General features: G+C 42.0%; 24 protein-coding genes. 14 read left to right on the top strand and 10 right to left on the bottom strand.

Translation table 11 applies throughout. The features are described from left to right. Window positions 1–44 precede the first annotated feature (44 nt). The 6 genes from ACO1R6_RS06755 to lpxK form a co-directional block, all read right to left on the bottom strand. Complete coding sequence (locus tag ACO1R6_RS06755) at window positions 45–1,451, bottom strand: M56 family metallopeptidase (protein ID WP_486263289.1); 1,407 nt, start codon at window positions 1,449–1,451, stop codon at window positions 45–47. Next, window positions 1,444–1,821 (bottom strand): BlaI/MecI/CopY family transcriptional regulator, encoded by a 378-nt coding sequence (locus ACO1R6_RS06750; RefSeq protein WP_486263288.1) that lies wholly within the window; start codon window positions 1,819–1,821, stop codon window positions 1,444–1,446. The genes ACO1R6_RS06755 and ACO1R6_RS06750 overlap by 8 nt, the downstream gene beginning before the upstream one ends. A 338-nt stretch (window positions 1,822–2,159) precedes the next feature. Continuing rightward, a complete protein-coding gene (locus ACO1R6_RS06745; RefSeq protein ID WP_486263286.1) occupies window positions 2,160–2,465 on the bottom strand; it encodes a hypothetical protein in 306 nt (101 codons plus the stop codon). A 40-nt stretch (window positions 2,466–2,505) separates the two neighbouring features. After that, window positions 2,506–3,114: a MiaE family protein gene (locus ACO1R6_RS06740; protein WP_486263284.1), complete on the bottom strand. Its 609-nt coding sequence runs from the start codon at window positions 3,112–3,114 to the stop codon at window positions 2,506–2,508. Between the two features lie 100 nt (window positions 3,115–3,214). Continuing rightward, window positions 3,215–5,113 carry a putative porin gene (locus tag ACO1R6_RS06735; RefSeq protein ID WP_486263282.1) on the bottom strand — a complete coding sequence of 633 codons (1,899 nt, stop codon included), beginning with the start codon at window positions 5,111–5,113 and terminating at the stop codon, window positions 3,215–3,217. A gap of 23 nt (window positions 5,114–5,136) precedes the next feature. Continuing rightward, window positions 5,137–6,180 carry a tetraacyldisaccharide 4'-kinase gene (gene lpxK / locus ACO1R6_RS06730; protein WP_486263281.1) on the bottom strand — a complete coding sequence of 348 codons (1,044 nt, stop codon included), beginning with the start codon at window positions 6,178–6,180 and terminating at the stop codon, window positions 5,137–5,139. Between the two features lie 120 nt (window positions 6,181–6,300). Here lpxK and ACO1R6_RS06725 point away from each other — a divergent pair, with 120 nt between their 5' ends. From ACO1R6_RS06725 to groL, 11 genes are all read left to right on the top strand, one after another. Beyond that, on the top strand, window positions 6,301–7,398 hold the full coding sequence (locus ACO1R6_RS06725) for a Nif3-like dinuclear metal center hexameric protein (RefSeq protein WP_486263279.1): 1,098 nt from the start codon (window positions 6,301–6,303) through the stop codon (window positions 7,396–7,398). A gap of 8 nt (window positions 7,399–7,406) precedes the next feature. Then, window positions 7,407–8,138 (top strand): zinc ribbon domain-containing protein, encoded by a 732-nt coding sequence (locus ACO1R6_RS06720; RefSeq protein WP_486263278.1) that lies wholly within the window; start codon window positions 7,407–7,409, stop codon window positions 8,136–8,138. Window positions 8,139–8,566: 428 nt separating this feature from the next. Then, window positions 8,567–9,853: an anthranilate synthase component I family protein gene (locus tag ACO1R6_RS06715; protein WP_486263277.1), complete on the top strand. Its 1,287-nt coding sequence runs from the start codon at window positions 8,567–8,569 to the stop codon at window positions 9,851–9,853. A 72-nt stretch (window positions 9,854–9,925) separates the two neighbouring features. Next, a complete protein-coding gene (locus tag ACO1R6_RS06710) occupies window positions 9,926–10,528 on the top strand; it encodes a hypothetical protein (protein WP_486263275.1) in 603 nt (200 codons plus the stop codon). Window positions 10,529–10,662: 134 nt separating this feature from the next. After that, complete coding sequence (miaB, locus tag ACO1R6_RS06705; RefSeq protein ID WP_486263274.1) at window positions 10,663–12,093, top strand: tRNA (N6-isopentenyl adenosine(37)-C2)-methylthiotransferase MiaB; 1,431 nt, start codon at window positions 10,663–10,665, stop codon at window positions 12,091–12,093. A gap of 154 nt (window positions 12,094–12,247) precedes the next feature. Next, the gene (locus ACO1R6_RS06700; RefSeq protein ID WP_486263273.1) at window positions 12,248–13,519 is read left to right on the top strand and encodes a sigma-54 interaction domain-containing protein; all 1,272 of its coding nucleotides are present in this window, start codon (window positions 12,248–12,250) and stop codon (window positions 13,517–13,519) included. A gap of 28 nt (window positions 13,520–13,547) precedes the next feature. Next, on the top strand, window positions 13,548–14,030 hold the full coding sequence (locus ACO1R6_RS06695) for an LptE family protein (RefSeq protein ID WP_486263271.1): 483 nt from the start codon (window positions 13,548–13,550) through the stop codon (window positions 14,028–14,030). A gap of 160 nt (window positions 14,031–14,190) precedes the next feature. Beyond that, window positions 14,191–15,693, top strand: coding sequence for a hypothetical protein (locus ACO1R6_RS06690; protein WP_486263269.1), 1,503 nt, complete (start codon window positions 14,191–14,193; stop codon window positions 15,691–15,693). Window position 15,694: 1 nt separating this feature from the next. Next, window positions 15,695–16,111 carry a preprotein translocase subunit SecG gene (gene secG, locus ACO1R6_RS06685; RefSeq protein WP_486263268.1) on the top strand — a complete coding sequence of 139 codons (417 nt, stop codon included), beginning with the start codon at window positions 15,695–15,697 and terminating at the stop codon, window positions 16,109–16,111. Between the two features lie 277 nt (window positions 16,112–16,388). Then, window positions 16,389–16,682 carry a co-chaperone GroES gene (gene groES / locus ACO1R6_RS06680; protein ID WP_486263292.1) on the top strand — a complete coding sequence of 98 codons (294 nt, stop codon included), beginning with the start codon at window positions 16,389–16,391 and terminating at the stop codon, window positions 16,680–16,682. Between the two features lie 71 nt (window positions 16,683–16,753). After that, entirely contained in the window at window positions 16,754–18,394 is a 1,641-nt protein-coding gene (gene groL / locus ACO1R6_RS06675) for a chaperonin GroEL (protein ID WP_486263266.1), read from the top strand. A gap of 79 nt (window positions 18,395–18,473) precedes the next feature. Here groL and ACO1R6_RS06670 read toward each other — a convergent pair whose 3' ends face one another. Together ACO1R6_RS06670 and ACO1R6_RS06665 are read right to left on the bottom strand one after the other, a co-directional pair. Beyond that, window positions 18,474–19,034 (bottom strand): hypothetical protein, encoded by a 561-nt coding sequence (locus tag ACO1R6_RS06670; protein ID WP_486263264.1) that lies wholly within the window; start codon window positions 19,032–19,034, stop codon window positions 18,474–18,476. A gap of 130 nt (window positions 19,035–19,164) precedes the next feature. After that, window positions 19,165–20,700, bottom strand: coding sequence for a peptide MFS transporter (locus ACO1R6_RS06665; protein WP_486263263.1), 1,536 nt, complete (start codon window positions 20,698–20,700; stop codon window positions 19,165–19,167). A 220-nt stretch (window positions 20,701–20,920) separates the two neighbouring features. Here ACO1R6_RS06665 and ACO1R6_RS06660 point away from each other — a divergent pair, with 220 nt between their 5' ends. From ACO1R6_RS06660 to ACO1R6_RS06650, 3 genes are all read left to right on the top strand, one after another. Next, the gene (locus ACO1R6_RS06660; RefSeq protein WP_486263262.1) at window positions 20,921–21,631 is read left to right on the top strand and encodes a 16S rRNA (uracil(1498)-N(3))-methyltransferase; all 711 of its coding nucleotides are present in this window, start codon (window positions 20,921–20,923) and stop codon (window positions 21,629–21,631) included. Between the two features lie 14 nt (window positions 21,632–21,645). Continuing rightward, window positions 21,646–22,308, top strand: a complete 663-nt coding sequence (locus ACO1R6_RS06655) for a DUF4159 domain-containing protein (protein WP_486263261.1) — start codon at window positions 21,646–21,648, stop codon at window positions 22,306–22,308. A gap of 138 nt (window positions 22,309–22,446) precedes the next feature. Further along, entirely contained in the window at window positions 22,447–23,010 is a 564-nt protein-coding gene (locus tag ACO1R6_RS06650) for a class I SAM-dependent methyltransferase (RefSeq protein ID WP_486263260.1), read from the top strand. A gap of 173 nt (window positions 23,011–23,183) precedes the next feature. Here the strand turns inward: ACO1R6_RS06650 and ACO1R6_RS06645 are convergent, their stop codons facing one another. Both ACO1R6_RS06645 and ACO1R6_RS06640 read right to left on the bottom strand, forming a co-directional pair. Beyond that, the gene (locus ACO1R6_RS06645; protein WP_486263258.1) at window positions 23,184–24,053 is read right to left on the bottom strand and encodes a DUF4097 family beta strand repeat-containing protein; all 870 of its coding nucleotides are present in this window, start codon (window positions 24,051–24,053) and stop codon (window positions 23,184–23,186) included. A gap of 39 nt (window positions 24,054–24,092) precedes the next feature. Beyond that, window positions 24,093–24,956, bottom strand: a complete 864-nt coding sequence (locus ACO1R6_RS06640; protein ID WP_486263257.1) for a DUF4097 family beta strand repeat-containing protein — start codon at window positions 24,954–24,956, stop codon at window positions 24,093–24,095. Window positions 24,957–24,972 lie beyond the last annotated feature (16 nt).

Raw genomic sequence — 24,972 nt, 5'->3', positions numbered from 1 at the left:
TATTTTCAATTCTCCAAGGCTATAACATCAAACCGCGATCTACCTTAAATATAACGTAAATCTTCCTTCTTGAGTATCATTACCGTATTGGTACCATCTATTCTAGTGGCAATCCTTACCCCATACTTAGCGCCAACATAAATAATATACTTAGTGCCCTCTGTATCAAGTCCATTTCTGGGATTTGTCATTTTTAATTCTATTGCCTGAGCTTGGATTGCTTTTGTCTCGGACTCGCTAGTCTGGTAAATAACACGCATTCTTTTTCCATCACGTTCAGTTAAACTCAACATGTTATTGCCATTAGTCCAGGGGAAAATATTCCATCCTTCTCCAACCGGCAATGATTTATGTTTAACCACTTCTTTTGCGTTCCAGCCTTTTGCTCCTAAATGTTCTCCAACTTTTTCTTTGTTAGAAGTAAATATTGTAATTAATTCTTCTAGGGTAAATGTTTGATTTGCATCTGTTTCGGCCCTGATTGCTGCAACCGGAAATTTCGTGTTTTCAGCACCATTTATTGTAAGTTCTGTAACAGGTAAGGTGTTAGAAGAAAATACAAATAGGAGACCGGCTAATAGCGGTAAAGCCATTATCTTCTTAAACAAGGGGGCGTGATGGTTAGTTGTCTGTATCATTTTCATGCGTTTTAGAGTGAGCGATTTATTAAAGTAATTACCAATTGAGAATTCCATTTTAAGGCAGACTTGCTTGGCCAGTAGGCGTGTATACTCCTGCTTGTCTGTGGTCTGGAGTACCTGGGCATCGGCAATAAATTCGTGGGTACTGAGGAGGGCTTTCTTGTAGAGCAGCAGCAGCGGGTTAAACCAGAAGATGATCTGCAGCATTTCCAGGTATAGCATATCGTAACTATGGCCCTGTAATACATGGACCGATTCGTGTTGTAGCACCTGCTCTTGCTCTGCATGAGTGAGTTGCTGGCTATTGTCCCAGAAGATGTAGCTAAGGAAGGAGAAGGTAGCAAACTCACCATTCGTTTGGATCAGCTTGATGCCATTCCAGCGGACTACCTCATTTTTGTGCTGACGGATAAACTGGTAAATAGCAAATAATTGCCGCAGCAACCTAAAGGTAAAGAAGCAAACCCCAAGGACATAGATCATCCCTGATATCTTCGGCCAACCTATACTGCTACTACTGTCTATACCTATACCTATACTTGTACTAGCATCTATTGTATTTTCTGCCCTAGCATAAATTAGGATAGGTTCTAGTTGGAAAGTAAGAGGCCGGAAGGTATCTATAGTGTGATAAGGTAGCAAAGGCAGCTTTAACAAAGGCAACAGAAAAGACAAAAGTGAAGCGAGCAGCAGGTAGAAGCGATTATACTGAAAAGAAGTTTCCTTCTTTAACGTCACCAGATACAAAAAATAGAATGCGGCCAGGCAAGTTCCGGATTCCAGTAAGAACTGTAGTATGTTGCTATTCATCTTTGGCTTGGTTTTGATCTTGCTTTATATGCTGCAGTACTTCTTCTAGCTCTTGAACATTCAGATTATCTTCATGAGCAAAAAAGGAGACCATTCTCTTGAAAGAGCCACCGAAATAGCCATTTAAAAAATTCTTCATGAAGTAGCGCTGGTAATCCTTCTTCTGTACTAATGGGTAGTATTCATGGGTTTTGCCGTAAGCTTTGTAAGAAACAAATCCTTTCTTCTCCAGGGTTCTGATAATGGTAGAGATAGTGTTATAAGCCGGTTTAGGCTCAGGAAAGTGCTCCAGCACATCTTTAACAAATCCTTGTTTTAAATCCCAAAGGATCTGCATAATCTGTTCTTCTGCTCTGGTTAATTCTTTCATGTGTCCTATTAAATTTCGGATGTTTAAACTTATAACTATTTTTGTAGTTATACAACTATTTTTGTAGTTATGTTTTTGCTTTTTATAAAAAAAACCTCTCTTAAAAAAGAGAGGCCTATCAAAGTATGGACTAGAGCTAGGTTATTGCACTTTAATTGAAGATATAATAATGGTTGTTTGCGGCCAGTTACATTTATATAGATAGCCTATAAGTTTATTTATGTTAAGTAAAGGCCATTTTGGCTAGTTATAAAAGGAACCTAAAGAGTAGTAAATCCCAAATAAAAAGAGAACCCTAAAACTTCTTATCTAAGTTTACTTTACCTTCAATCATCACCTTAAGAAGTAGCGCCAATCAGCAATTCAGCTAGGATTAGAAGATCAATATGGAGACGACGTATCATCTCCAAGGTTGATTCGCGTTTTCGGTTGAGAATTTTAGATACTACTGTTTTATCTCCCAAATAAGGTTCTGGATCTTTACGTGTCCAGGAAAGCTCTTCCATAATTATCTGGTTAGCTTCGATTGGATCTGGTACTTTTGAAGTATATTCTCCATCTCGTATTTCTGCACCAGAAATATATATATTTATTCGAATGTAAAATGCGAGAGCAACTTTTAGGGTTAAAAGTTGCTCTCGCATTTTATGCCTGAATACGTTTAACTAAGAACGAACAACGAAATCAATGCATTCTATCCGGGCGGTGCTCCAGGTTGGCGATAATGTTGGCTTCTATTTTGAGCAACTCCTGTAAGCGGGCATCTACTACGACGGCGGGCATATATTCTTTGGCCAGTTTTACAAAACTTACAAAATGCCCGGCTTCCGAGACCATTAATTCATAGTAAAACTTTTGTAATCCTTCGTCCTGGATATTCTTCCAGAGCAGTTTAAAACGTTCGCAGCTGCGGGCTTCTATTAAGGCATTTATCAGCAAATGGTCCATTAATTGGCGTTCGCGCTTGTCTCCTTTCCGGATGTGTTTAGCTAATTCTACCACATACTCGTCGGGGCGGTTGCGGCCTAACTCGTACCCACGTTTTTTGAGTTCATCCAGTACCCGCTCAAAATGACTCCATTCTTCGGCTACCAAAGCGGTCATTTCTTCTACCAGTTTGGTTTTATCGGGATATTTTACAATCAGCGAAATACCTGATGTGGCCGCTTTTTGTTCGCAATACGCATGGTCTACCAATATATCCCGGATATTTTTTTCGGCAATATTTACCCAACGGGGGTCGGTAGGTAATTTTAATTTTAAAATTGATTTATTTAGATTTAATTCAGACATGACGCTAACGAAATATACAAGGCGTAACTAAACCAATATTACTGCTTAAAAGGCCAGCATTTAATATTAAGGCCGGCCAGTAGCTTGTTACCAGCATTTTTTAATCAAAAAACATCCATTTTATACCAAAAACCAGGCTGCGGCCCAGCCCCGGGTAATAAGGCGTACTAAAATAACTGTTTTTAGGGAAGCCCTGGTTTATGTGCGACATTTTAATAAAACCGTTAAAATTTTTAATGTCTACAGCCAGAAACAAATCTACTACCGGGTAAACTTTGTCGTTAAAAGTAGGTACTTTAAAATTGTTTTGCAGATAAAACTGCTGGGTAACCGGCGAATAAGCATCGGCATAATAATCGTCGGTAACGTAAGTTTCAACCCCCACCTGGCCAAAAAGCGCATTTTTAAACAAAGCGCCCTGGTAGTAAATCCGGGAACTGATTAACCATTTGGGCAGCCGGATTTCCTCGGCATTGCGCAAGTGATTGTAGCTGAATATATGCGTGGCATTAAAGTTTTTTAAACGCAAGTGGTGTTGCAGGTACCCCGTATAAAACGACAATTGCTTACCTAATTGCTCTGGCTTTGCCTCGGTATTATAAATAACGTAATTCTGCAGGTTTACCCGGGCTACCTCGGCTTTTAAGGTATTGCGCCACAACGTTCCTTCCAGCATGGCCGAGGTCCGGTCCGATACAATATTGTCGAAATTATTATCCCACTTAAAATGGTTAGAAACCATGTACTGCTGGGTAATACTGGGAGAATACGAACTGCGCGATTGCGCAAAAGTAAAATATTTGATTTTGGCAGCGGCCGTAATTACATAATCCTGAAAAAGCTGGTACTCAGCATTTACATTAATATTAAAAATATCTTTTAACCGGAACTGGGTTTCGCCGCCAATAAAATTCTGGCCGTATTTGCGCTTCAACGATTCAAACACCAAAGTAGTATCGGGATTGGTACCCGTAGAATCTGTTGATAAGCGAATAGTGGCATCGCGGCGGCGGGCATATAATTTATAAACAAACAACGGGTGATTACCCGTTATACCCACCGTATTTTCAAATTCACGGTAAACACTTAAATCATTTGTTTTATTATGATCGGCCCGAAAGGCCGGGTAAATAATTGGGAAAGCCGGATTGTTTTCCGGGTTTATCTCATTATCAAAAAATTTATTTGTCTGGTGCCGGTAATCTAGGCTATGAAAAACTTTGATATACTCTTTGGCCAGGGTATAAAACTGCGTCAGGTGAATATTATCACGCTTCTCTTCATTGGCGGCCTGGTTTAGCAACACGGGGCCATCGTCAAAATCAAATACGTCGGTTTCGGTCGGATTATCAACTAGTTTAATGCCGCCCGGTTCTACAATATCATGGTCGAATTTTACGTAGTTGGCAAACAGGTGGTACTTGCCCGATTCGTTTTGCAGGTGCGTAAAAAACACAAAACCCGTGTGCTGCAGTTGCGACTCATTTGTTCGGGCCCCGCCAAATTGCCGTTCGCCGGACATCCGTTCAAAAGAAAAACCAAAATTGGCTAACTTTTTAAAGCTACGGCTGTGTTTTGCTTCAAAAATCTGCTCGCCTAAACCACCCTGCACGTAAAACAAATGCGTATACGGCGATTTGGTATCAAAATAGTTAATCCGGGACGGGTCGTAAGCATAGCGGTCAAAAGCATTCCGGCCCAGGCGTACCCCAATGCGTTGCGGCGACCGCCACAATAGCGGTTTGGCGGCGGTACCCACATTGCCCAAATCCTGGAAAAAAGTAGAATCGTGGTACCAGTTGCGGCTCTGGTGTAAATTGGTTAGCGAGGTATCAACCGGCAATAAATTGTAATTACCGCGCAAATAATCATCTTCGTAATAAATTTTAGTGGTTTTGGTGCCGTAAATATTTTGGGTAGAATCGTTTAGAATTTGGGCCGTTGCAGAAAAGTTAACGAGTAGTAAAAACAGCAGCAGGTAAAAAAAAGATCTCTTCACGCGGGTCGAAATATTAATAAGAGTTATTTAGCTATTACGGCTGTTTCTAAAATTAATTGTTTAAACAAGTCTTCGTTTTCTAAAAATCTGACTTGTATAGGTATATAAAAAAAAGGCATTTGGTCGCGCCACTTATTAAATTCCGGCTGACTCAGTTTGGTCCAATCTTTTTGGGTAGTAAGCACGATTACCGTACCGGCCGGCTCCGATTGCACAAAATTATAAATTTGCTTTAAATTCTCTTGTGTGTAAGCATGATGATCCGGAAAATTAAAGTGGTGACGAACGGTAAAACTCTGGGCTTTTAAATAAGCTAAAAGTGGCTGCGGCTGGGCTATACCGGTTATTAATATAATATTATTTTTTAATTGCGCCGGTAGGCCAAAGCTTACCGGCACCTGGTAAGTGTAGGTAGTAAAGAAAACCGGAACGCCTGCACGGGTATACGCCGCTATTTGCTGCTTTATTTCTCTTTTGCGAGCTGAGGTAATATTTTCGGGCGATTTGCTTACCACTACCACGTCGGCGCGTTGGGCTCCTTCCCGGCTTTCGCGCAAGCGGCCGGCCGGCAATAAATAATCCTGGTAAAATAACCGGTGGTAATCGGTAATTAAAATATTAAACTGGGCCTTAACCGCCCTATGCTGAAAAGCATCGTCCAGGATAATAAGTTGCGGTGGCTGCGGCTGCGCCAGAAGTTGGCGAATGCCGTAGACCCGGTCTTCGCAAACGGCTACCAGCACCTCCGGAAAATTTTGGCAATAATTATAAGGCTCGTCGCCGAGGGTACGGGCGTTGGCGCCCGGCCTGGCCAGTACAAAACCTTTGGTTTCGCGTTTGTAGCCCCGGCTCAGAATAGCCAACTTATAGCTTTCCAATTGGCGCACCAGATATTCTACGTGGGGGGTTTTACCTGTGCCGCCTACCGTTAAATTACCCACGCAAATTACCGGAACCGGAAAACGCACCGCCGGCAATATTTCCTGGTCGAATAACCAATTGCGGGTGCGGGTTATGCCATCGTACAAAAAAGAAAATGGTAGTAACGGATACGCAGATATTTTCATGCAGCCAGCTTTCGGGGCAAAATTAACATTAATTTAGGGCATTATCGGCTGCAATACGTCCTTAAATAAGAAGAAAACCTAAATTTGTGTTTTACCAGCAGTAAGTCTTAATATTCGGTTATGACCAAAATAAAAGAAATAGTGGGTCTGTTGCAGCAAATGGCGCCTTTGCAATTGCAGGAAAGTTACGATAATGCTGGTTTACAAACCGGCGATGCTAATACAGAAGTTACCGGCGTACTGGTAACTTTAGATTGTACCTTAGCGGTATTAGATGAAGCCATTCAAAATGGTTGTAACCTGGTAATTGCCCACCACCCCGTTATTTTCCGGCCATTAAAGCAGCTCACCGGCCGCAACGAGGTCGAAAAAATTATTATTAAAGCCATTCGCCACGACATAGCTATTTATGCCAGCCACACCAACCTCGATAATGTACTTACCGGGGTAAACGCTAAAATTTGCGAAAAAATTGGCTTGCATAAATATTCTATCCTGGCTCCCCAAAGCGGCAACTTACGCAAGCTGGTTACCTTTGTACCCGATGCCGATGCGCCTAAAGTACTGGCAGCCTTGCACCAGGCCGGTGCCGGCCAGATTGGCGAATACAAAAATTGTAGCTTTCAAGTAAGCGGTACCGGCAGCTTTATGCCTACGCCCGGTACCAATCCGCACATTGGCCAAACGAATAAGCAAGCAGAAGTAGCCGAAAACCGCATTGAGGTAATATTCCCGGAATATTTGCAAAGCCAGGTTCTAAAAGCTTTGTGGGCTGCGCACCCTTATGAAGAAGTCGCTTACGATGTGTACCGCCTCGAAAATATAAACCAGGAAACAGGTGCCGGCATGATTGGTTATTTACCTACTCCCCTGCCGGCCGCAGATTTTCTAAATCATTTAAAGGCCAGCATGCACCTGCAAACCATCCGGCACACCGAATTAGAGAATAGAATAATTAGCAAAGTAGCCGTTTGTGGAGGCGCCGGTAGCTTTTTGATAAAAGAAGCATTGGTCCAGGGAGCCGATATTTTTGTAACCGCCGACCTGAAATACCACGAGTTTTTTGCCCCCGAAGGCAAGCTCATTCTGGCCGATATTGGGCATTATGAAAGTGAAGTTTTTACAAAGGAAATATTTTATGATAATATTAGAAAAAAGTTTACTAATTTTGCAGTCTTAAAATCCACTGTCAATACTAATCCTGTCAGATACACTTAAAGCACTACATGGAAAGTACCGTTGCTAATAAATTAGAGGCCCTGATGCGGCTTCAGACCATTGATTCTCAACTTGATGAAATAAGAAGGGTGCGGGGCGATTTACCGGAAGAAGTCCGGGATTTGGAAGATGAAATTGCCGGCTACGAAGTGCGGGTTCGTAAATTTGACGAAGAAATTCAGAGCATTAACGATTCTATTGCCGCCCGTAAACAAGCGATTAAAGATTCTGAAAATTTAATCCGCAAGTACGAAGACCAGCAAACCAACGTTCGGAACAACCGCGAGTACGATGCCATTACGAAAGAAATTGAACTGCAGCGTTTAGAAATTCAGATTTCCGAAAAGAAAATAAAAGAAGGATACTATCAGATAGAGCAGAAAAACAACGAAATAGCCGGTACCAAACAAAAGCTGGAAGAACGCCAAAAAGATTTGGCCTCTAAGAATGGCGAGCTACAGGTTATTGTTTCGGAGAGCGAGGAAGAAGAAAGAAATTTATTAGAGCAGCGCGAAGAAGCCACCAAAGCCATTGAAGACCGCTTGCTTACTGCTTATACCCGTATCCGGCAAAATGTACGCAACGGTTTGGCCGTAGTAACGGTAAAACGCGATGCTTGCGGTGGTTGCTTTAATACCGTACCACCCCAACGCCAATCGGATATTGGTTCGCATAAGAAAATTATTGTTTGTGAACATTGCGGCCGTATTTTTGCCGATGTAGAACAAAAAGTGGCTTAATACTAACTTTACCGTTTAGACTATACACTAAAAAAGGATGGCCCGTTGCCATCCTTTTTTAGTTTCATAGCTTCGTTTAACCGATTTATTAAATTGCAGCTGTTTAGGGTTTTGTAAATGGTATTAGCATTTGCCCTTGCCGCATGTTTTCACCAGCAAGTAGTCCGGCAGAAGCTAAAATATTGGCGGTGATAACACCACCAATGGCAGCGGTTCCTGCTATTTTACAAAACACTAAACAAGTTCATTATTTATATCCGTAGGTTACTCTCTTTTAAGGCCAAATATTTAAGTTAAAAACTTAAACCATTTAAAATTATCCTTTCTGCTCCTGCCATAGTAAAAAAAGATTCAGCAACTGTTAATAACTGGGCCAGTTCAATATATTCAGAGAATATTATTGGCGTTGCTGTCAATAGACAATCATTATGCAAAGAGAATATTTTACTTTCCGGAGTTTAAATATTACAGCCGAAGATTTTAAATTAAAAGCTTTAACCTGGGCCAACCGCTTTGGGGTAGTAGCTTATTATGCTAATAATGGCATAGATTTTCCGTATGGTGGTTTCGATAATTTACTGGCTGTAACCAATCGTACTGAAAATCTAATTGATCCCCTCCGGGCTTTTACCAGTTTACAAAATGTGCTGGAAAATAATCAAACTTTGCTTTGCGGCATTTTAAGCTACGATCTTAAAAACCAAATCGAAAAACTAACGAGCCACCACCCGGATTTTATAAACTTTCCTTCCATTTACTTTTTCCGGCCCGACATTTTCCTGGAATTTACAAGTGAGGGGTTTCAGGTAAATTCTTTTATCCCCTCCCCTGCCGAAGTGATTGACCAGATACTAAACACCCAATTTTTACCTGAAAAGCACCGGCCAATAAAAATAAAACAACGGGTAAGTCGACAGGATTATCTCCACCAAGTCCGGGCACTGCAACAACATATTCTTGAAGGCGATGTGTACGAGATTAATTTTTGTCACGAGTTTTATACCGAAAATGTATCGTTTGACCCAGTTGCTTTATTTGGCGAATTGAATGCGGCCTCGCCGATGCCTTTTGCCGGCTTTTTTAAAATAATAGATAAATATTTGCTTTGTGCCTCGCCGGAACGTTCCTTAAAAAAAGAAGGCCGGCAACTAATATCGCAGCCTATTAAGGGCACCATTAAACGCAGCCCCGACCCTGTAATTGATGCCCAATTAAGACAGCAGTTACAAACCAGCGAGAAAGAAATTGCCGAAAACATGATGATCATGGATTTGGTCCGGAATGATCTGAGCAAGTCGGCTGAGATTGGCTCGGTACAGGTAGAAGAAATGTTTGGTATTTATGGTTTTGCGCACCTTTACCAGATGATTACAACCGTAACTGCTCAAATAAAAATTAATTTTCCGGTAGCCGAAATTATTAAAAACGCATTCCCGATGGGCAGCATGACCGGTGCGCCCAAAATTAAGGCCATGGAGTTAATAGAACGGTACGAAAATACCCGCCGGGGTTTATTCTCGGGCAGTATGGGCTACATTAAACCCAACAGCGATTTTGATTTTAACGTGGTTATCCGGAGCCTGCAATACAACGCCCAAAGTAAATACCTCTCGTACATGGTAGGCAGTGCCATAACCTACGACTCAGACCCGGAACAGGAATACGCCGAATGTTTATTAAAAGCCGCCGCAATTCGTAAAATATTAGAAAAATAATATATTTAAAAATTATTTCTTTTCTTAATTTTTTTTAGATTTGCACTGGTATTTTTCGGTTAAATAAATTTTATGACTCATGTTCTGCCGGCAGCTTGCCTGAGCACTTTTTTACCCCTGGTCAAAAGTTCGGTTACTTCTAGTTTTGCGCAAAAAAATCTGAACAAAGTTTCTTTAAACAGTCAGTATGCAGGTGGTACTACTACTGCTGTTATGCAACTGGTAGCAGCAGAAGAACGGCCGGTAATTGGCTTAAGAGTGGCGGCGGTTACCCTCACCAACAATACCAGCCAAACCATTAATCTAAAAAATAACCTCACCATTACCACCAAAGATTATCCCAAAAAGTCTATAAATTTTATGCCGCCGGCCCTCGGCGAAAGACAAGCCATTTCGGTTTATTTTATGTACAAGTTGCTGCATCAAAAATTAACCGGTTCGGCTACTTCTCTTTCAGCCAACGAAGTTTATGCAACTTTACAGACTCCGGCCGCTTTATTACCGGCGGCTGATGCTAACGATGTTTTTGTAGGCAGCACTAAACTCCTGAACGTATTTGCTAAACTTAAAGCAGAAAATATTTTTTACAAAACCCTGCTTCCGGGCCAAACCCAAACCGGACTGGTATTATTTTCGTCAGTTACGGCAGCTCCCTTACGTTTCTTGTTAGCCTAAAAGGTATTTTAAAGTTTAACTACCACATAAAGTCTTATATTCTACAGAATTGGGTAAGTAAATAAGAATATTTACTGCCATTATGTCATTTAGAAGCGTAAAATTATTTACCTTTGCATCCAATTTAGATGCTTATGAATACGCTTTTAACCGATATAGATTTTTTACCGGAAAGCAAGCCAACCGATAACGCTGCTTGTGAGACAAAAGTAACCGCCGAAACCAACACCGGCCGTTCCCGAAAGTTATACATCGAAAGCTACGGCTGCCAGATGAATTTCTCGGACAGTGAAATTGTATCTTCTATTTTATATAAAGAAGGTTTTGATACCACTGCCGATTTAAATAATGCGGATGTGGTTTTCCTGAATACCTGTTCTATCCGCGAAAAAGCCGAACAAACCGTACGTGCCCGCCTACGCCAGATTAATGCCTTAAAAAAACACCGGCCCGGTCTAATTGTGGGTGTTTTGGGCTGTATGGCCGAACGACTGAAAGCCAAATTGCTGGAAGAAGAAAAACTGGTGGATATGGTGGTTGGACCCGATGCTTACCGCGAACTACCTTCCCTGATAAACGAAGTAGACGGTGGCCAGCGGGCCGTTAACGTTTTGCTTTCGCGCGAAGAAACCTACGCCGATATTAACCCAATCCGGTTAAATTCTAACGGAGTAAGTGCGTTTATTTCCATTATGCGGGGCTGCGACAACATGTGCTCCTTTTGCGTAGTGCCGTTTACCCGGGGCCGCGAACGCAGCCGCGATGCGCATTCTATTCTGGCCGAAGCCCAGCACCTGGTTGCCAGCGGCTATAAAGAAGTAACGCTACTGGGCCAAAATGTAGATTCATATAAATGGACATCAGCCGACGGCACCGAAAAAGTTAATTTTGCCGGTTTACTCGAACGCGTTGCCTTAATCAGCCCCGATTTGCGGGTTCGTTTTTCGACTTCGCACCCCAAAGACATAACCGACGAGGTCCTTTACACCATTAAAAAATACCCAAACATCTGTAAGTACATTCACCTGCCGGTGCAAAGTGGTAATTCGCGCATTCTAGAACTGATGAACCGGACCTATGACCGCGCGTGGTACCTGGACCGGGTAGACGCCATCCGACGGATTTTAGGAACCGAGTGCGGCATATCTTCTGATATGATTGCTGGTTTTTGTTCTGAAACTGAAGAGGAGCACCAGGATACACTGAGCCTGATGGATTACGTACAGTACGATTATTCGTATATGTTTTTCTATTCCGAAAGACCCGGTACCCTCGCTGCGCGTAAGTTAACTGACGATGTGCCTTTAGAAACGAAGAAACGTCGCTTGCAGGAAATTATCGATAAACAACGTGAATTATCGCTGCTGCGCAACCAGCAAGATATTGGTAAAATTCACCGGGTATTAGTAGAAGGTTTTTCTAAAAAATCCGATAATGATTTAAGTGGTCGTAACGACCAGAACAAGATGGTTATTTTTCCGAAAGGAAATTACCAGAAAGGCGATTACGTAGATGTATACGTAACTTCCTGCTCGGTAGGTACCCTTTTCGGTGAACCTGTTTGATTTGAAAATAGGTTTTAAGTTCCGGCAGTAAGTGGTTTACATCACTCTCCTAAATTTTCTGCCGCTCAGGCTTAATATAACCGGTAGTTTATTTTAAAATATTCTTCCGGTTATATTAAATCCAGCCCTTTTCAAATCTTCTAAACGATATTTCATGAATCCAGTAGAAATACAGAGTATAAAACAAAGGTTTGGTATTATTGGTAATTCGCCGTTACTCAATTATGCCATTCAGGTAGCGGCCCAGGTGGCTCCCACCGACATGACGGTTCTGATTACCGGCGAAAGCGGTAGCGGTAAAGAATCGTTCTCCAAAATTATTCATCACCTGAGCCCCCGCAAACACGGCCAGTTTATTGCCATTAACTGCGGTGCCATTCCCGAAGGCACCATCGATTCAGAATTATTCGGGCACGAAAAAGGTGCTTTTACCGGCGCTACCGATTTGCGGAAAGGTTATTTTGAGGTAACCAACGGCGGTACTATTTTCCTGGACGAAATTGGCGAAATGCCATTGGGCACACAAGCCCGGTTATTACGGGTGCTCGAGAACGGCGAGTTTATTAAAGTTGGTTCATCTAAGGTGCAAAAAACCGATGTACGGGTAGTAGCTGCCACTAACGTAAACTTATTAAATGCCGTAAGCGAGGGCGCTTTTCGCGAAGATTTATATTACCGCTTAAATACCGTTCCGATTAGTGTGCCACCATTACGCGAACGCGGCGACGATATTTATTTATTATTTCGGAAATTTGCTTCCGATTTTTCTGAAAAATACAAAGTAAAACCCATAACCTTAACGCCCGAGGCCATAGCGGTTTTGCTGCGTTTCCGTTTTCCGGGTAATATCCGGCAATTGAAAAATATTGTAGAGCAGATTTCCGTTCTGGAATATGAGAACCGGGAAATAGATGCCGCTAAATTGCGCGATTATTTGCCGCAGGAGCAAAACAGCCAGTTACCCATGTTGGTGGGGCGCGACAAATTAACCGACAAAAACATTTCGGAACGCGATATTCTGTACAAAGTTTTGTTTGATATGAAGCGCGACGTGACCGACCTGAAAAAGCTGGTGTTTGATTTAATTAATCCGCAGCATACCGGCAACGGCGATTTTCTGAAAGAACACGCGCATTTATTCGAAAACATGGGCAATTTTGAGCAACGGCCCTATCCGCCTCATCCCGAAAATGCCGATAATTTTTATTTAGCGGTAAAAGAACAACCCGATTACGACCAGGACAAAGTAGAAGATATTCCGCACGAAACCGAAGAAGAAGTTCTTTCGCTGGATAAAAAAGAAAAGGAGATGATTATTAAAGCGCTCCGCAAACACAATAATAAACGGAAATACGCGGCCCAAGACTTAGGTATTTCTGAAAGAACCCTTTACCGAAAACTAAAACAATATGGTTTGGAAGATTAAAAAGCCATTTTTTTACTTCTTTTTGTTAATGCTTGCTTTAATTTCGACCAGCTGTATTACGTACTCGTTTACGGGCACCAATGTATCGCCCGATATTAAAAGTATGTCGATCCAAAACTTTGAAAACAACTCCGGTGAAGGCCCGTCTACCCTAACGAATACGGTTAGCGAGGAATTCCGGAATTATTTTCAACGAAATTCTAACCTTAAATTATTGCCCCAAAACGGCGACATTCAGTTAGAAGGACAAATTCTGGCGTATAACTTTAGCCCGGCTTCTATTCAGCGCGAAAACGGACAAGATATTGCGGGCGTAAACCGCCTAACTATCCGGTTGCAGGTACGCTACCACAACACCAAAGATCCCAAACAAGATTTCGACCAGGCTTTTTCAGCGTTCCAGGATTTTCCGCAGAACCAGAATATTTCCCAAATCGATGAAAGATCTATCCGGACTATTGTTGAACGAATGGTTCAGGATGTATTTAATAAAACTTTGGCTAACTGGTAATTATAGGTTCTTAATCAAAGTTAAAATATTTTTAAACCTGATCTCTTTTCCGGGACTTGCCTCTTATCTATTTAACTTAAAAGCCCTAAATTTTTGGGTTTTAGTTAATTTTACTTACTTCCGGCCTAAAATGGCCCGGCACTACCGGTAAACACGCGGCATGAATAAAGCAGCATTTTTAGACATAATAAACCACGTAGCAACTATTTCGGAACAAGAAGTGGCCGAACTGGAAAAATTGGCCGTAAATTTTCCGTATTGCCAAACAGCGCACCTGTTACTGGCCAAAGCGGCTTATGACCACGGCAGTATGTTATCTAATCAGAAACTACGCCGGGCGGCCGCTTGTGCCGCCAACCGGCAGTTGCTCAAAAAACTAATTTACACTGCCGCTGCCGAAGTAGAAATTATACCTATTGTCGAACCCGAAATTGCCGCGCCGGAAATAACACCTGTCATAACCGAAATACTCGAAGCAAATATTGAAATTGCCCCCACCCCGGAAGCGGTAGCACCTGACAGCCAGGAAGCTGAAGCCAATGCTGCTGCGGAAATATTAGCTACGCCGGAAGTTGCTGAACACCCTATCGTAAGCAATGAAATAACTTTACCCGAAGCAGAGAATGAAAGCAGCGGAGAGTTAAACGTTGAACCAGAAACCGAAGCAGAAAGGCAAGCGGAATCAGAAGAAGTTCCAACTGAAGTAATAGCCGAAGTTGAAATAATTGCGGCAAATCCCACGGCCAATGAATTAGAAGCCGAAATAAATACAAAAACAGAACTTACCGAAATGGTAAGTTCGGAAGAAGAAACTGAAAACGATTTTTCTGATTACCAGGATGGTTTGTTTTTAATTGAAAACTTAAATCCGGCGGCCCCTTACCGCGACCCGGTAACCGATTTTATTAACAATTTGGTTTTTACTGAACCGGAAAGTTTTACCACCGAACAGATTGATCTGACAGATGATGTTATTCTGGCGCCAAATAAACCAGTAGCCGAACAGCAGGAAAATACAGAACCGGAAGCAGAAGATATAAACCAGGAAAATAGTGCCTCCGCACCCGTAGCAATTAATAACCCCGATAGCCCGGACACGACCCTTACCCAGTTTGATGAATATTTATTTAAGCCGGAAAAAGAAGTTGAAACAGTAGCGGAGGCCGAAACAGTAACGACCACACCGTATAAAGAAGAAATTGTTTATAAAATATTTACGCAGAATGAACTGGGCTACTGGATGGACTCCAGCCGTTTAGGTGAAACCCTGCAATTAAAAGACGAACTTACCCCCGCCCAGCCATACTTTTTTCAGCCGGATTTAATTCTGGAATACAGCAAACAACACGAGCTGGAATCTTATTTACCCCCACCCGAAGGGCCGTTAAACCGCCAGGTAGAAATAATCGACCAGTTTTTACGGTTAAACCCTAAATTAAAATCTATGGCGCAGGTTAAAATTAAAGCCGAGCCCATGGAAGACTTATCGTCGAAGAGCACCAAAATAAAGAAAAACGTAGCTTCTGAAACGTTAGCAAATATTTTAATAAAACAAGGTAAAATCAAGAAAGCCATAAAAATATATGAACACCTTATCTTGAAAATTCCGGAGAAAAAGGCTTACTTTGTGTCTCAAATTGAAAAATTACAAAAGCTGACTTAAAATGTACATTGCTCTTATCAGTATTATCATCTTTATTTCAATCTTGTTGGTGTTGGTAGTACTTTCGCAAAACTCTAAAGGTGGCGGTTTATCTAACCAGTTTGGTGCCGGCTCCAGCAATTTAATTGGCGTAAAACGCACTGGCGACTTGTTAGAAAAGTTAACCTGGGGATTTGCCATTGCTTTAGTGGTGCTTACTTTAGGAACCAACATTATCCTGGATGAAAATGCCGGTGCCATTCAGGCCCGTAGTGTAAACCAGGAACGCGCCAGCCAGCAAGGAACGGCACCAGCTGCAGCTCCGGTAGTACCACAAACCATACCTAATACCGGTACACCAGCGGGTTCCAACACCCCGGCACCGGCTACCAACAATGCCGCTCCGGCCACTCCGGCACCTGCAGATAGTGCACGCTAAGCCAAGCTTACATATATTATATCCGGTGAATTGAGTTCTTCCTTCACCGGATTTTTTTTATCTGTTAGTTTGCCAAAAAGATAATTGCCCATTGGCAGCCGTGACAAACTTGCACAGTACCCTGACAGGCCTAAACTGCTCTAAACTGAAATTTTGACCTAATCTGACAGTTTTATCAGCAATGGCACAGGAAATGTTAGTACCCGTTTAGGTTTAAAACAAATCTAAAACACCTGAACAAATCATAATCATTATTAAAACTAAAAAGTAATAGAAAATTATGGCAGTAAACATTAAACCGTTAGCAGATCGCGTAATTGTAGCTCCTGCTGCAGCCGAAGAAAAAACCAAATCAGGCATTATTATTCCGGATACCGCAAAAGAAAAACCACAGCGGGGCGAAATAGTAGCTGTAGGAGAAGGCAAAATGTCGGACCAAGGTGTATTAGTAAAACCACAGTTAAAAGTTGGCGACCAAGTATTATATGGTAAATATGCCGGTACCGAAATTTCTATCGATGGCACCGATTACCTGATCATGAAAGAATCGGACATTTTTGCTGTTTTGTAATTTAATAGTTAGAAGAAGTTAGTAAGCTGTAAAGCAAACCATTGTTAAATAAATAATTAAAAAATAAAATTATGGCTAAAAATATTTCGTTTGATACCGAAGCCCGTAACAAAGTGAAGGCTGGCGTTGACAAATTAGCGAATGCCGTTAAAGTTACTTTAGGTCCTAAAGGCCGCAACGTAGTTATAGATAAAAAATTTGGTGCACCTTCAATCACCAAAGACGGTGTAACCGTTGCTAAAGAAATTGAACTGAAAGATCCTATTGAAAACATGGGTGCTCAGTTAGTAAAAGAAGTTGCTTCTAAAACGGCCGATCAAGCTGGTGACGGAACTACCACTGCTACTGTATTAGCTCAGGCTATCTATACAGCTGGTAGCAAAAACGTAGCGGCCGGTGCCAACCCCATGGATTTGAAAAGAGGTATCGACAAAGCCGTTACTGCTGTTGTTGAGAACCTGCGTTCACAATCTAAAAAAATCGAAAATTCAAGCGAAATTTCTCAAGTAGGTACTATCTCTGCTAACAACGATGCCGAAATCGGTCAGATGATTGCCGATGCCATGGACAAAGTTGGTAAAGATGGTGTAATCACCGTTGAAGAAGCCAAAGGTACCGAAACCGAAGTAAAAACGGTAGAAGGTATGCAGTTCGACCGCGGTTACCTGTCGCCTTACTTTGTAACCAACCCCGAGAAAATGGAAGCCGACCTGGATAATCCATTTATCCTGATCTACGACAAAAAAGTATCTACCATGAAAGAATTACTGCCCGTATTAGAGCAAGTAGTTCAGACAGGTAAGCCTTTGGTTATTGTGGCCGAAGACGTAGACGGCGAAGCTTTAGCTACTTTGGTAGTGAACAAGCTGCGTGGTTCTTTAAAAATTGCCGCTGTTAAAGCTCCTGGCTTCGGCGACCGTCGGAAAGCGATGCTGGAAGACATTGCCGTATTAACCGGTGGTGAAGTAATTTCAGAAGAAAGAGGCTTTAAACTGGAAAACGCTACCCTGGATTATTTAGGCCAGGCCGAAAAAATTATCATCGACAAAGACAATACCACTATTGTAAACGGTAAAGGTCAGAAAGAAACCATTGTAGGCCGCGTTAACCAAATTAAAGCGCAAATGGAAACCACAACTTCTGACTACGACCGCGAAAAATTGCAAGAGCGTTTAGCTAAATTATCAGGTGGTGTGGCTATTCTTTACATTGGTGCTTCTACTGAAGTAGAAATGAAAGAGAAAAAAGACCGCGTTGACGATGCTTTACATGCTACCCGTGCGGCCGTTGAAGAAGGTATTGTAGCTGGTGGTGGTGTAGCTTTGGTACGCGCTATTGAAGCTTTAAAAGACGTTAAAGTAGATAACGACGACCAATTAACCGGTGTTAACATTATCCGTACGGCGTTAGAATCTCCTTTGCGTACCATTGTTTCTAACGCTGGTGGCGAGGGTTCTGTAATTATTCAGAAAGTACGCGAAGGCTCCGGTGACTATGGTTACAATGCCCGTGAAGATAAATTCGAAAACTTATTTGCGGCCGGTATTATCGACCCAACTAAAGTTACTCGTTTAGCTTTAGAAAATGCGGCTTCTATTGCCGGTCTGTTATTAACTACCGACTGTGTAATTTCTGACGAACCAGAAGAAGAGAAAGCTGGTGCTGGTGGCGGTATGCCAGGTGGCATGGGCGGCATGGGCGGCATGATGTAATTCTTCCTGTATATGCTTATATAAGAAAAGCCCCGGCATTTGTCGGGGCTTTTTTATTTTCTCAAACAAAGTAAAAAAATCATCTACCCTTCATGGCGCCTATTATGGCACCATGCTTCCGGTTAAGACTGTCTTGGGCAATAATTACATCTTCTTCGTTGGGCAGTAAATGCCGGATAGGCGCGTACGAAAATAGATAAAAATAGCCGCTATCAACCTTTACCACGTACTCGGCGGTAACAATTTTCCGGCTGCGGTCCTCGGCTCTTTTGTGCCAGTAAGGCTGATTATTGATATTCCGGTTTACAAAGCCTTGTGCTTTAATTGCCGAAGTATCTAGCGATGGAATAAATTTCCCTAATCCGGTATAAGGTGTTTTATCGGGCACATCTACGGTATGGCCGTAATACATTATTTTATCGTTTTGGCCCGGCGCTAAATTATTTAAATGCCGTTGGTACAATCGTTTGGTAGAACGCCCCAACTGGTCGTACTCAAGCGTATTATTTATCTGGCCCGGAAAACGCAACTGCATAGCGGTAGTTTGGGCAGAATAATATTGCCCTTGGGGCAGATTGGCATTTGGCCGGCAGCTCGCACCCATTAGTAAGGTCAAAAAGAATATTCTCCGTAGTAGCATAAATAATTGTTAAATCAAAACCTGTTTGGTGCATGAACGCAACTCAGCTTTTTAAGTTTTGTTCCCTAATTACCATAAAAAAGCCTCTATCCAAAACAGGTAGAGGCTTTTATAAAAACGTAAGTTGCTATTAATAAATACCGTGCATCTTTTTCTTTAATACACCATTCAGGGCCATCATTACAAAGCCAGCCAGAATAGGCACAAAGGTAAATATCAGGAAGAAGGCACTCATAGAATATTGTTCGGTAATTTTATCAATAAAAGAGCCGGTTAAACCGGCCAGGTAATTGGCCACAAAAGTAGCACCAAACCAAACTCCAAACATTAAACCCACCAGCTTTACCGGGGCCAATTTACTAATGTAAGATAAGCCAACCGGCGAAACACAAAGTTCGCCCATGGTATGGAAAGCATACGCCAGAATAAGCCAAACCATGCTCACCGATGCTGTTTTAGCTCCCTGGGGAATTTCGGCACCACCGTAAGCCAATATGGCAAAACCCAAACCCAGTAAAATCAAGCCTAAACCAAATTTAATGGGTCCCGAAGGGTTAAAAGAGCTTTCCCAAATTTTAGAAAACAAGGGCGCCAATGAAATAATAAAAAAGGAATTCAGAATACCAAACCACGAAGCCGGTACCTCGGGGGCTTCATCGCCAAACTCCCGCTTTAGCATCCAGATTACCAAAGCCCAGATAATAGCAAAACTAATGCCCAGAATAGTATTAGATAAAGCAATGCGACTAAAGGTTTGCCGGAATAAATTAAACAGCACAAAGGTTAAAATAATCATGGGTCCTACTACCAGAATGGTATTCGCCCACCGGAAAATTGTAGCGCTACTCCCCGACAGAACCCGGTTGGTATAATCGTTGGCAAAAATAGTCATGGAGCCGCCGGCCTGTTCAAAAGCCATCCAGAAAAATATGGTAAAGAACGCAAATACGGCAATTACAATTACCCGGTCACTGGTTACTTTTTTATCTTCTGCGCTAACATTTGCAGCCGCAACAGCGGCAGCTTTCTTCGCAGCGGCATCGGTTTTAACGGGCTTGGCTCCTACCGAGCCAAATAATTTTTGCGCAAAGGTAAACTGCAGCATACCTAAAAACATAAATATACCTGCTAAGCCAAAGCCATAACTCCAGCCAACTTTTTCGCCGATGTAACCACATAATAAAATACCTAAAAAGGCACCGGAGTTTATACCCATATAAAAAATGGTATAAGCCGCGTCTTTTTTATTCGGATTATCCGTATATAACTGACCAACCATGGAAGAAATATTTGGTTTAAATAAACCGTTGCCTAAAATTAAACAGGTAAGACCTGCGTAAAAAAAGAAAGGCGTTTCTAAAGCCATACTGGCGTGGCCCAAAGTCATGATAAAGGCGCCTAAAATTACGGCATTCCGGTAGCCCAATAATCTATCGGCAATTAATCCGCCAAAAATAGGCGTTAAATATACCAGGCCTGTATATAAGCCATAAAGTTGCAAGGCACTTTCGCGGCTCCATTCCCAACCGCCTTTCATTAAAGAAGAGGTTAGAAAAAGCACTAATAGCGCCCGCATACCATAGTAGCTAAAACGCTCCCACATTTCGGTAAAAAACAGGATAAATAAGGTAGGCGGGTGCTGTTGCCTGTCTAAGGTTTGTTCCATTTAAATTGTTTTCGTGAAATATTAGATTTATTTGTTTGTGTTTAAGTAAAGCTACAACCTAAGCACGGTTTTGCCAAATATTATTAATTTACTATAATGATTTATTCGCGTTGCGGTTAAGTAGCTATACCTGCTGTAAACGTTAAATAATTTAAATATAAGCTACCGATATTTGTACCAAATTTACTCGCCCTATTATCTTAGGCTAAAAATAAAAATCATGCACCTTTTCTATACGCCTCACATTACCGGCAACCAGCTAACCTTACCCGAAGAAGAATCGAAACACGCTATAAAAGTTTTGCGGCTGGGTATCAGCGATGCGGTGCAACTGGTTGATGGTAAAGGTGGTTTTTACACGGCAAAAATTGTTATTGATAACCCTAAAAAGTGTATCTTAGAAATTACGCAGAGCCAGTTAAATTATGGTTTACGACCTTACCACATTCATATTGCCGTAGCTCCTACTAAAAACATTGAACGGATAGAATGGTTTTTAGAAAAAGCAACCGAAATTGGAGTAGATGCTATATCTTTTTTGCTTTGCGAACGTTCTGAACGAAAGCAGGTTAACCTGGAGCGGTTGGAAAAAGTAGTGGTGAGCGCCATGAAGCAATCGGTAAAAGCATTTAAACCCCAGATTACCGACCTGATACCTTTTAAACAGTTTATTAAAAATGTGGAGCCGGCCCAAACCTTTATTGCGCATTTAGAAGAACACGACCGTTTGCCCCTGCACCAGGTAAGCCCAACGGCCAGTACTTGTGTATTAATTGGCCCCGAAGGGGATTTTTCGCCGGCTGAAATTGAATTGGCTTACCAACAGGGCATTAGGCCGGTTACCTTGGGCAACAGCCGCCTGCGCACCGAAACCGCCGCCCTGGTAGCCTGCCATACCCTTAACTTACTTTCTGAATTAAAAAGAGCTTAAACGCATTCTAACGTATGAAATACCTGATTACCCTTTGGCTGCTCCTGGCTAGCTTTTCGCTGGTTCGGGCCCAGAATCCTAGTTTCCAGATTGCAAAATTAAAATACAACGGCGGCGGCGATTGGTACTCCAACAAAACGTCTTTACCCAACCTTATCCGGTTTTGTAACCAAAACCTGAACATGAATATTAACAAAGAAGAGGCAGTGGTAGAAGTAGGCAGCTCTGAGATATTTACTTACCCATTTGTGCACATGACCGGGCATGGCAACGTAACCTTTACCGATGCCGAAGCCGAAAATTTGCGTAAATATTTAATTAGCGGCGGCTTTTTACACATCGATGATAATTATGGTTTAGATAAATTTATCCGGGCCGAAATGAAAAAAGTTTTTCCGGAGCTGGACTTTGTAGAACTACCTTTCTCTCACCCGATTTACCACCAGAAATATAATTTCCCGAAAGGTTTGCCCAAGGTACACGAGCACGATAATAAGCCGCCCCAGGGCTTCGGTTTGGTGTACCAGGGTCGCCTGGTGTGTTTTTATTCGTTTGAGTGCGATTTAGGTAATGGCTGGGAAGACCAGGAAATCTACAACGACCCTGAAGATAAAAGACAGGCTGCTTTGCGTATGGGGGCCAATATACTGGCTTATGCGCTCACCAGCTTCGATTAATTAAAGGGCGGCCTTAAAACCCGCCTTTTTTCTTCGCGTACTATACGATTTTATCAATAGGAATTAAGAGAAATTTTACGTTATTGTACCGGCAAAATTTACATTAAACCCAAAAATCATTATCGGGAAAGATAAAGTATGGATACCATTGTTTATTTAAAAAACATGTTGCGCGACAAGCAAGTCGCATCTTTTACCCCTACTTCTATCTTTGGCATAAAAAAGGTTTGCGACAAAATAGATTTTAGCAAACGCAATGTAATTATTGAGTACGGCCCCGGTACCGGCGTTTTTACCCGCTATCTGCTCGATAATCTCACGGCCGATTCTAAATTAATTTTAATAGAACGCAATCCGGATTTTATAAAAATTCTGGAAAATTCTTTTCGCGATGCCCGTTTAATAATTTACCACGAAAGCGCCGAAAATGTAGGCGAGTTACTGGCCCTTAGCCACGAACCCCAGGCCGATTATATTATTTCGGGTATTCCGTTCTCTTTTTTGCCCCACGAGCTCCGCAATACCATTGTAAAAAGATCTTACAATTGTTTACGGCCGAAGGGTAAATTTCTGGCTTACCAGACTTTTTTTCAGATGGACCGCTACCTGAAAGATTACCTGGATATTTACTTCTCTAAAGTAAGCACCGAATTTTGTTTCCGGAACGCCCCACCCATGCGCCTTTTCGAAGCGATTAAATAATTACTCAAACATTTTGAATTAATTAAAGACTGAGCAGTTTTAAAATGTCTTTTAATAACTTGGTTTACTAGCAATTACATTGATATTGATTTATTATATTAGCAGAAAACAAAAAACCGCTCTAGTTAAAGAAGCGGTTTTTTAATGTGTTTTAATTATTTGGGTTCAGTTATTTATTTACTTTTCCGAATATAAATATTGCCGTTAAAATTCTTGAATAACATATCCGGGCCGCCGCCGTTTATTTTCCCATAAAGCCATTTATCTACGTAAATACGGGTGCCGGGAGCAGCATCGGTGCTGCGTAACCGCGAAGGAGCCACATTATTGGTAGTTGTTGAGCTGGCGTTGCCCTTTTCCATAGCCATATCAAAATCGGTAAAAATATCGCCATTATCAGTTTTTAGTTTGGCATTAAATTTAGCATAAGGCGGCAAAGTAACGTCTATTTTCCCGTTCAGGCTACTAAAAGCCATGGGCATATTAGGCGTTACCTGTTTAAAACTAGCTAAAATATTGCCGTTTAAAGTAGAGGCCGAGGCACTGCCGGCTACGTTGCGTAAAGTAATATTTCCGTTTAAGTTATCCAATTCCAGTTCGCCGTTTACATCATCAACCAGAATTACACCGTTGTTCAGGGTTTTAAGCTTTAAAGAAAAATCGGCGGGTACCTGAATCTGTAAATCTATGGCGCGGTTAAAATTAGATGTTTTAACGGTTACGGTATTATTTTCTTCGCGTACTTCTAAACCCGAATTATTATTGGGCAGCCGGCGTAAACCGTTAGATTCGTCTTTGCTGTTGCTATCGCGTTCGCGGGGTTTGCCTTCGCGGCTGGTATAATTAATAATAACTTCTTTGCCTTTGTAGCCGGTTACGGTAATAGAGCCTTGCAATAAACTAGCCCGCAACATGCCGGCTTTTCCCGGCTGACTTAAAGCAATTTGTAATTTATCAGAATCGTTGGTCTGGGCCTGGGCCGCCGGGAGGCCACCCCAAAGTAAGCATGCCACGGCCAGACATCTTATTAAAGAAGTATTCATATAATTGAGTTAAATAAAAGCTAAGGATAAATCGTGTATTTAGAAATAATTCTTTTTAAGGTAAATATTGCCATTCAGGGTTTCGAAACTAAGGGCGGGGCCACCTTTCCCAATTTTATAGGTGTTGGCTTTATCTATTTTGTAAACCGTTCCTTCGCCTTGTTTATCGCTGTTTTTAACCACTTTCACAGGCATCATTTCCACTTCAGATAAATCTGTATAAAACTGGCCGTGCATGGTTTTAAAGGCCACGTTGGCGTTCATGTTGGGCGCATAGTATACATTAATATTTCCGTTAACCGTTTTAAAACGGGAATCGGCCGGCGGACTTTGTTTGTAGAACACATCAATGCGGCCATTTACGGTAGTAGCATCGGTTTTGCCCATTACCCCGGTTAAACTAATAGGGCCGTTTACGTGGCGGGCGCGAATATCGCCAGAAACGTTGTTTACCTGCACTTCGCCCTGGTTAACAGTAGAGGCAATTAAGCTTACATTGTTGGGCACCCGCAAAGTTAAATCTACCTGGTAGTCGTATTCTTTTTCCTCTAAGTTTACCATCATGTTGCGGCTCCGGGGCTGCTTCCGGAAAATAAAGGGCGCTTCCAGGTAAACGTAAATGCTATCGTTCGACTGCACCAGCTTTACTTCTACTTCCTTCATTCCTTTCTCGACCAGGGCAGTGGATTTGGCGGTAATTTTCTTTTCGGCAGTCAGCTCCACTTTATTGCCATTGTAACCTTCTATGTGCACAAACCCATGAATATTCTCAACCGATAATACCCTTGCAGCTGCGTTGGAAAAAGAGGCACTCCGGTTTATGGTTTCTCTTTGCGATTGGGCTTGGGCACTGGCTACTGTTGCCAGGCACAGCCCCCAAATTAGCATTATACTTTTTTTCATAACTTACAATTACGGC

Source organism: Adhaeribacter sp. (genome assembly GCF_057359045.1).
Note: the sequence above shows the minus strand (reverse complement) of the source record. Positions and strands in the feature narration are given on the sequence as shown.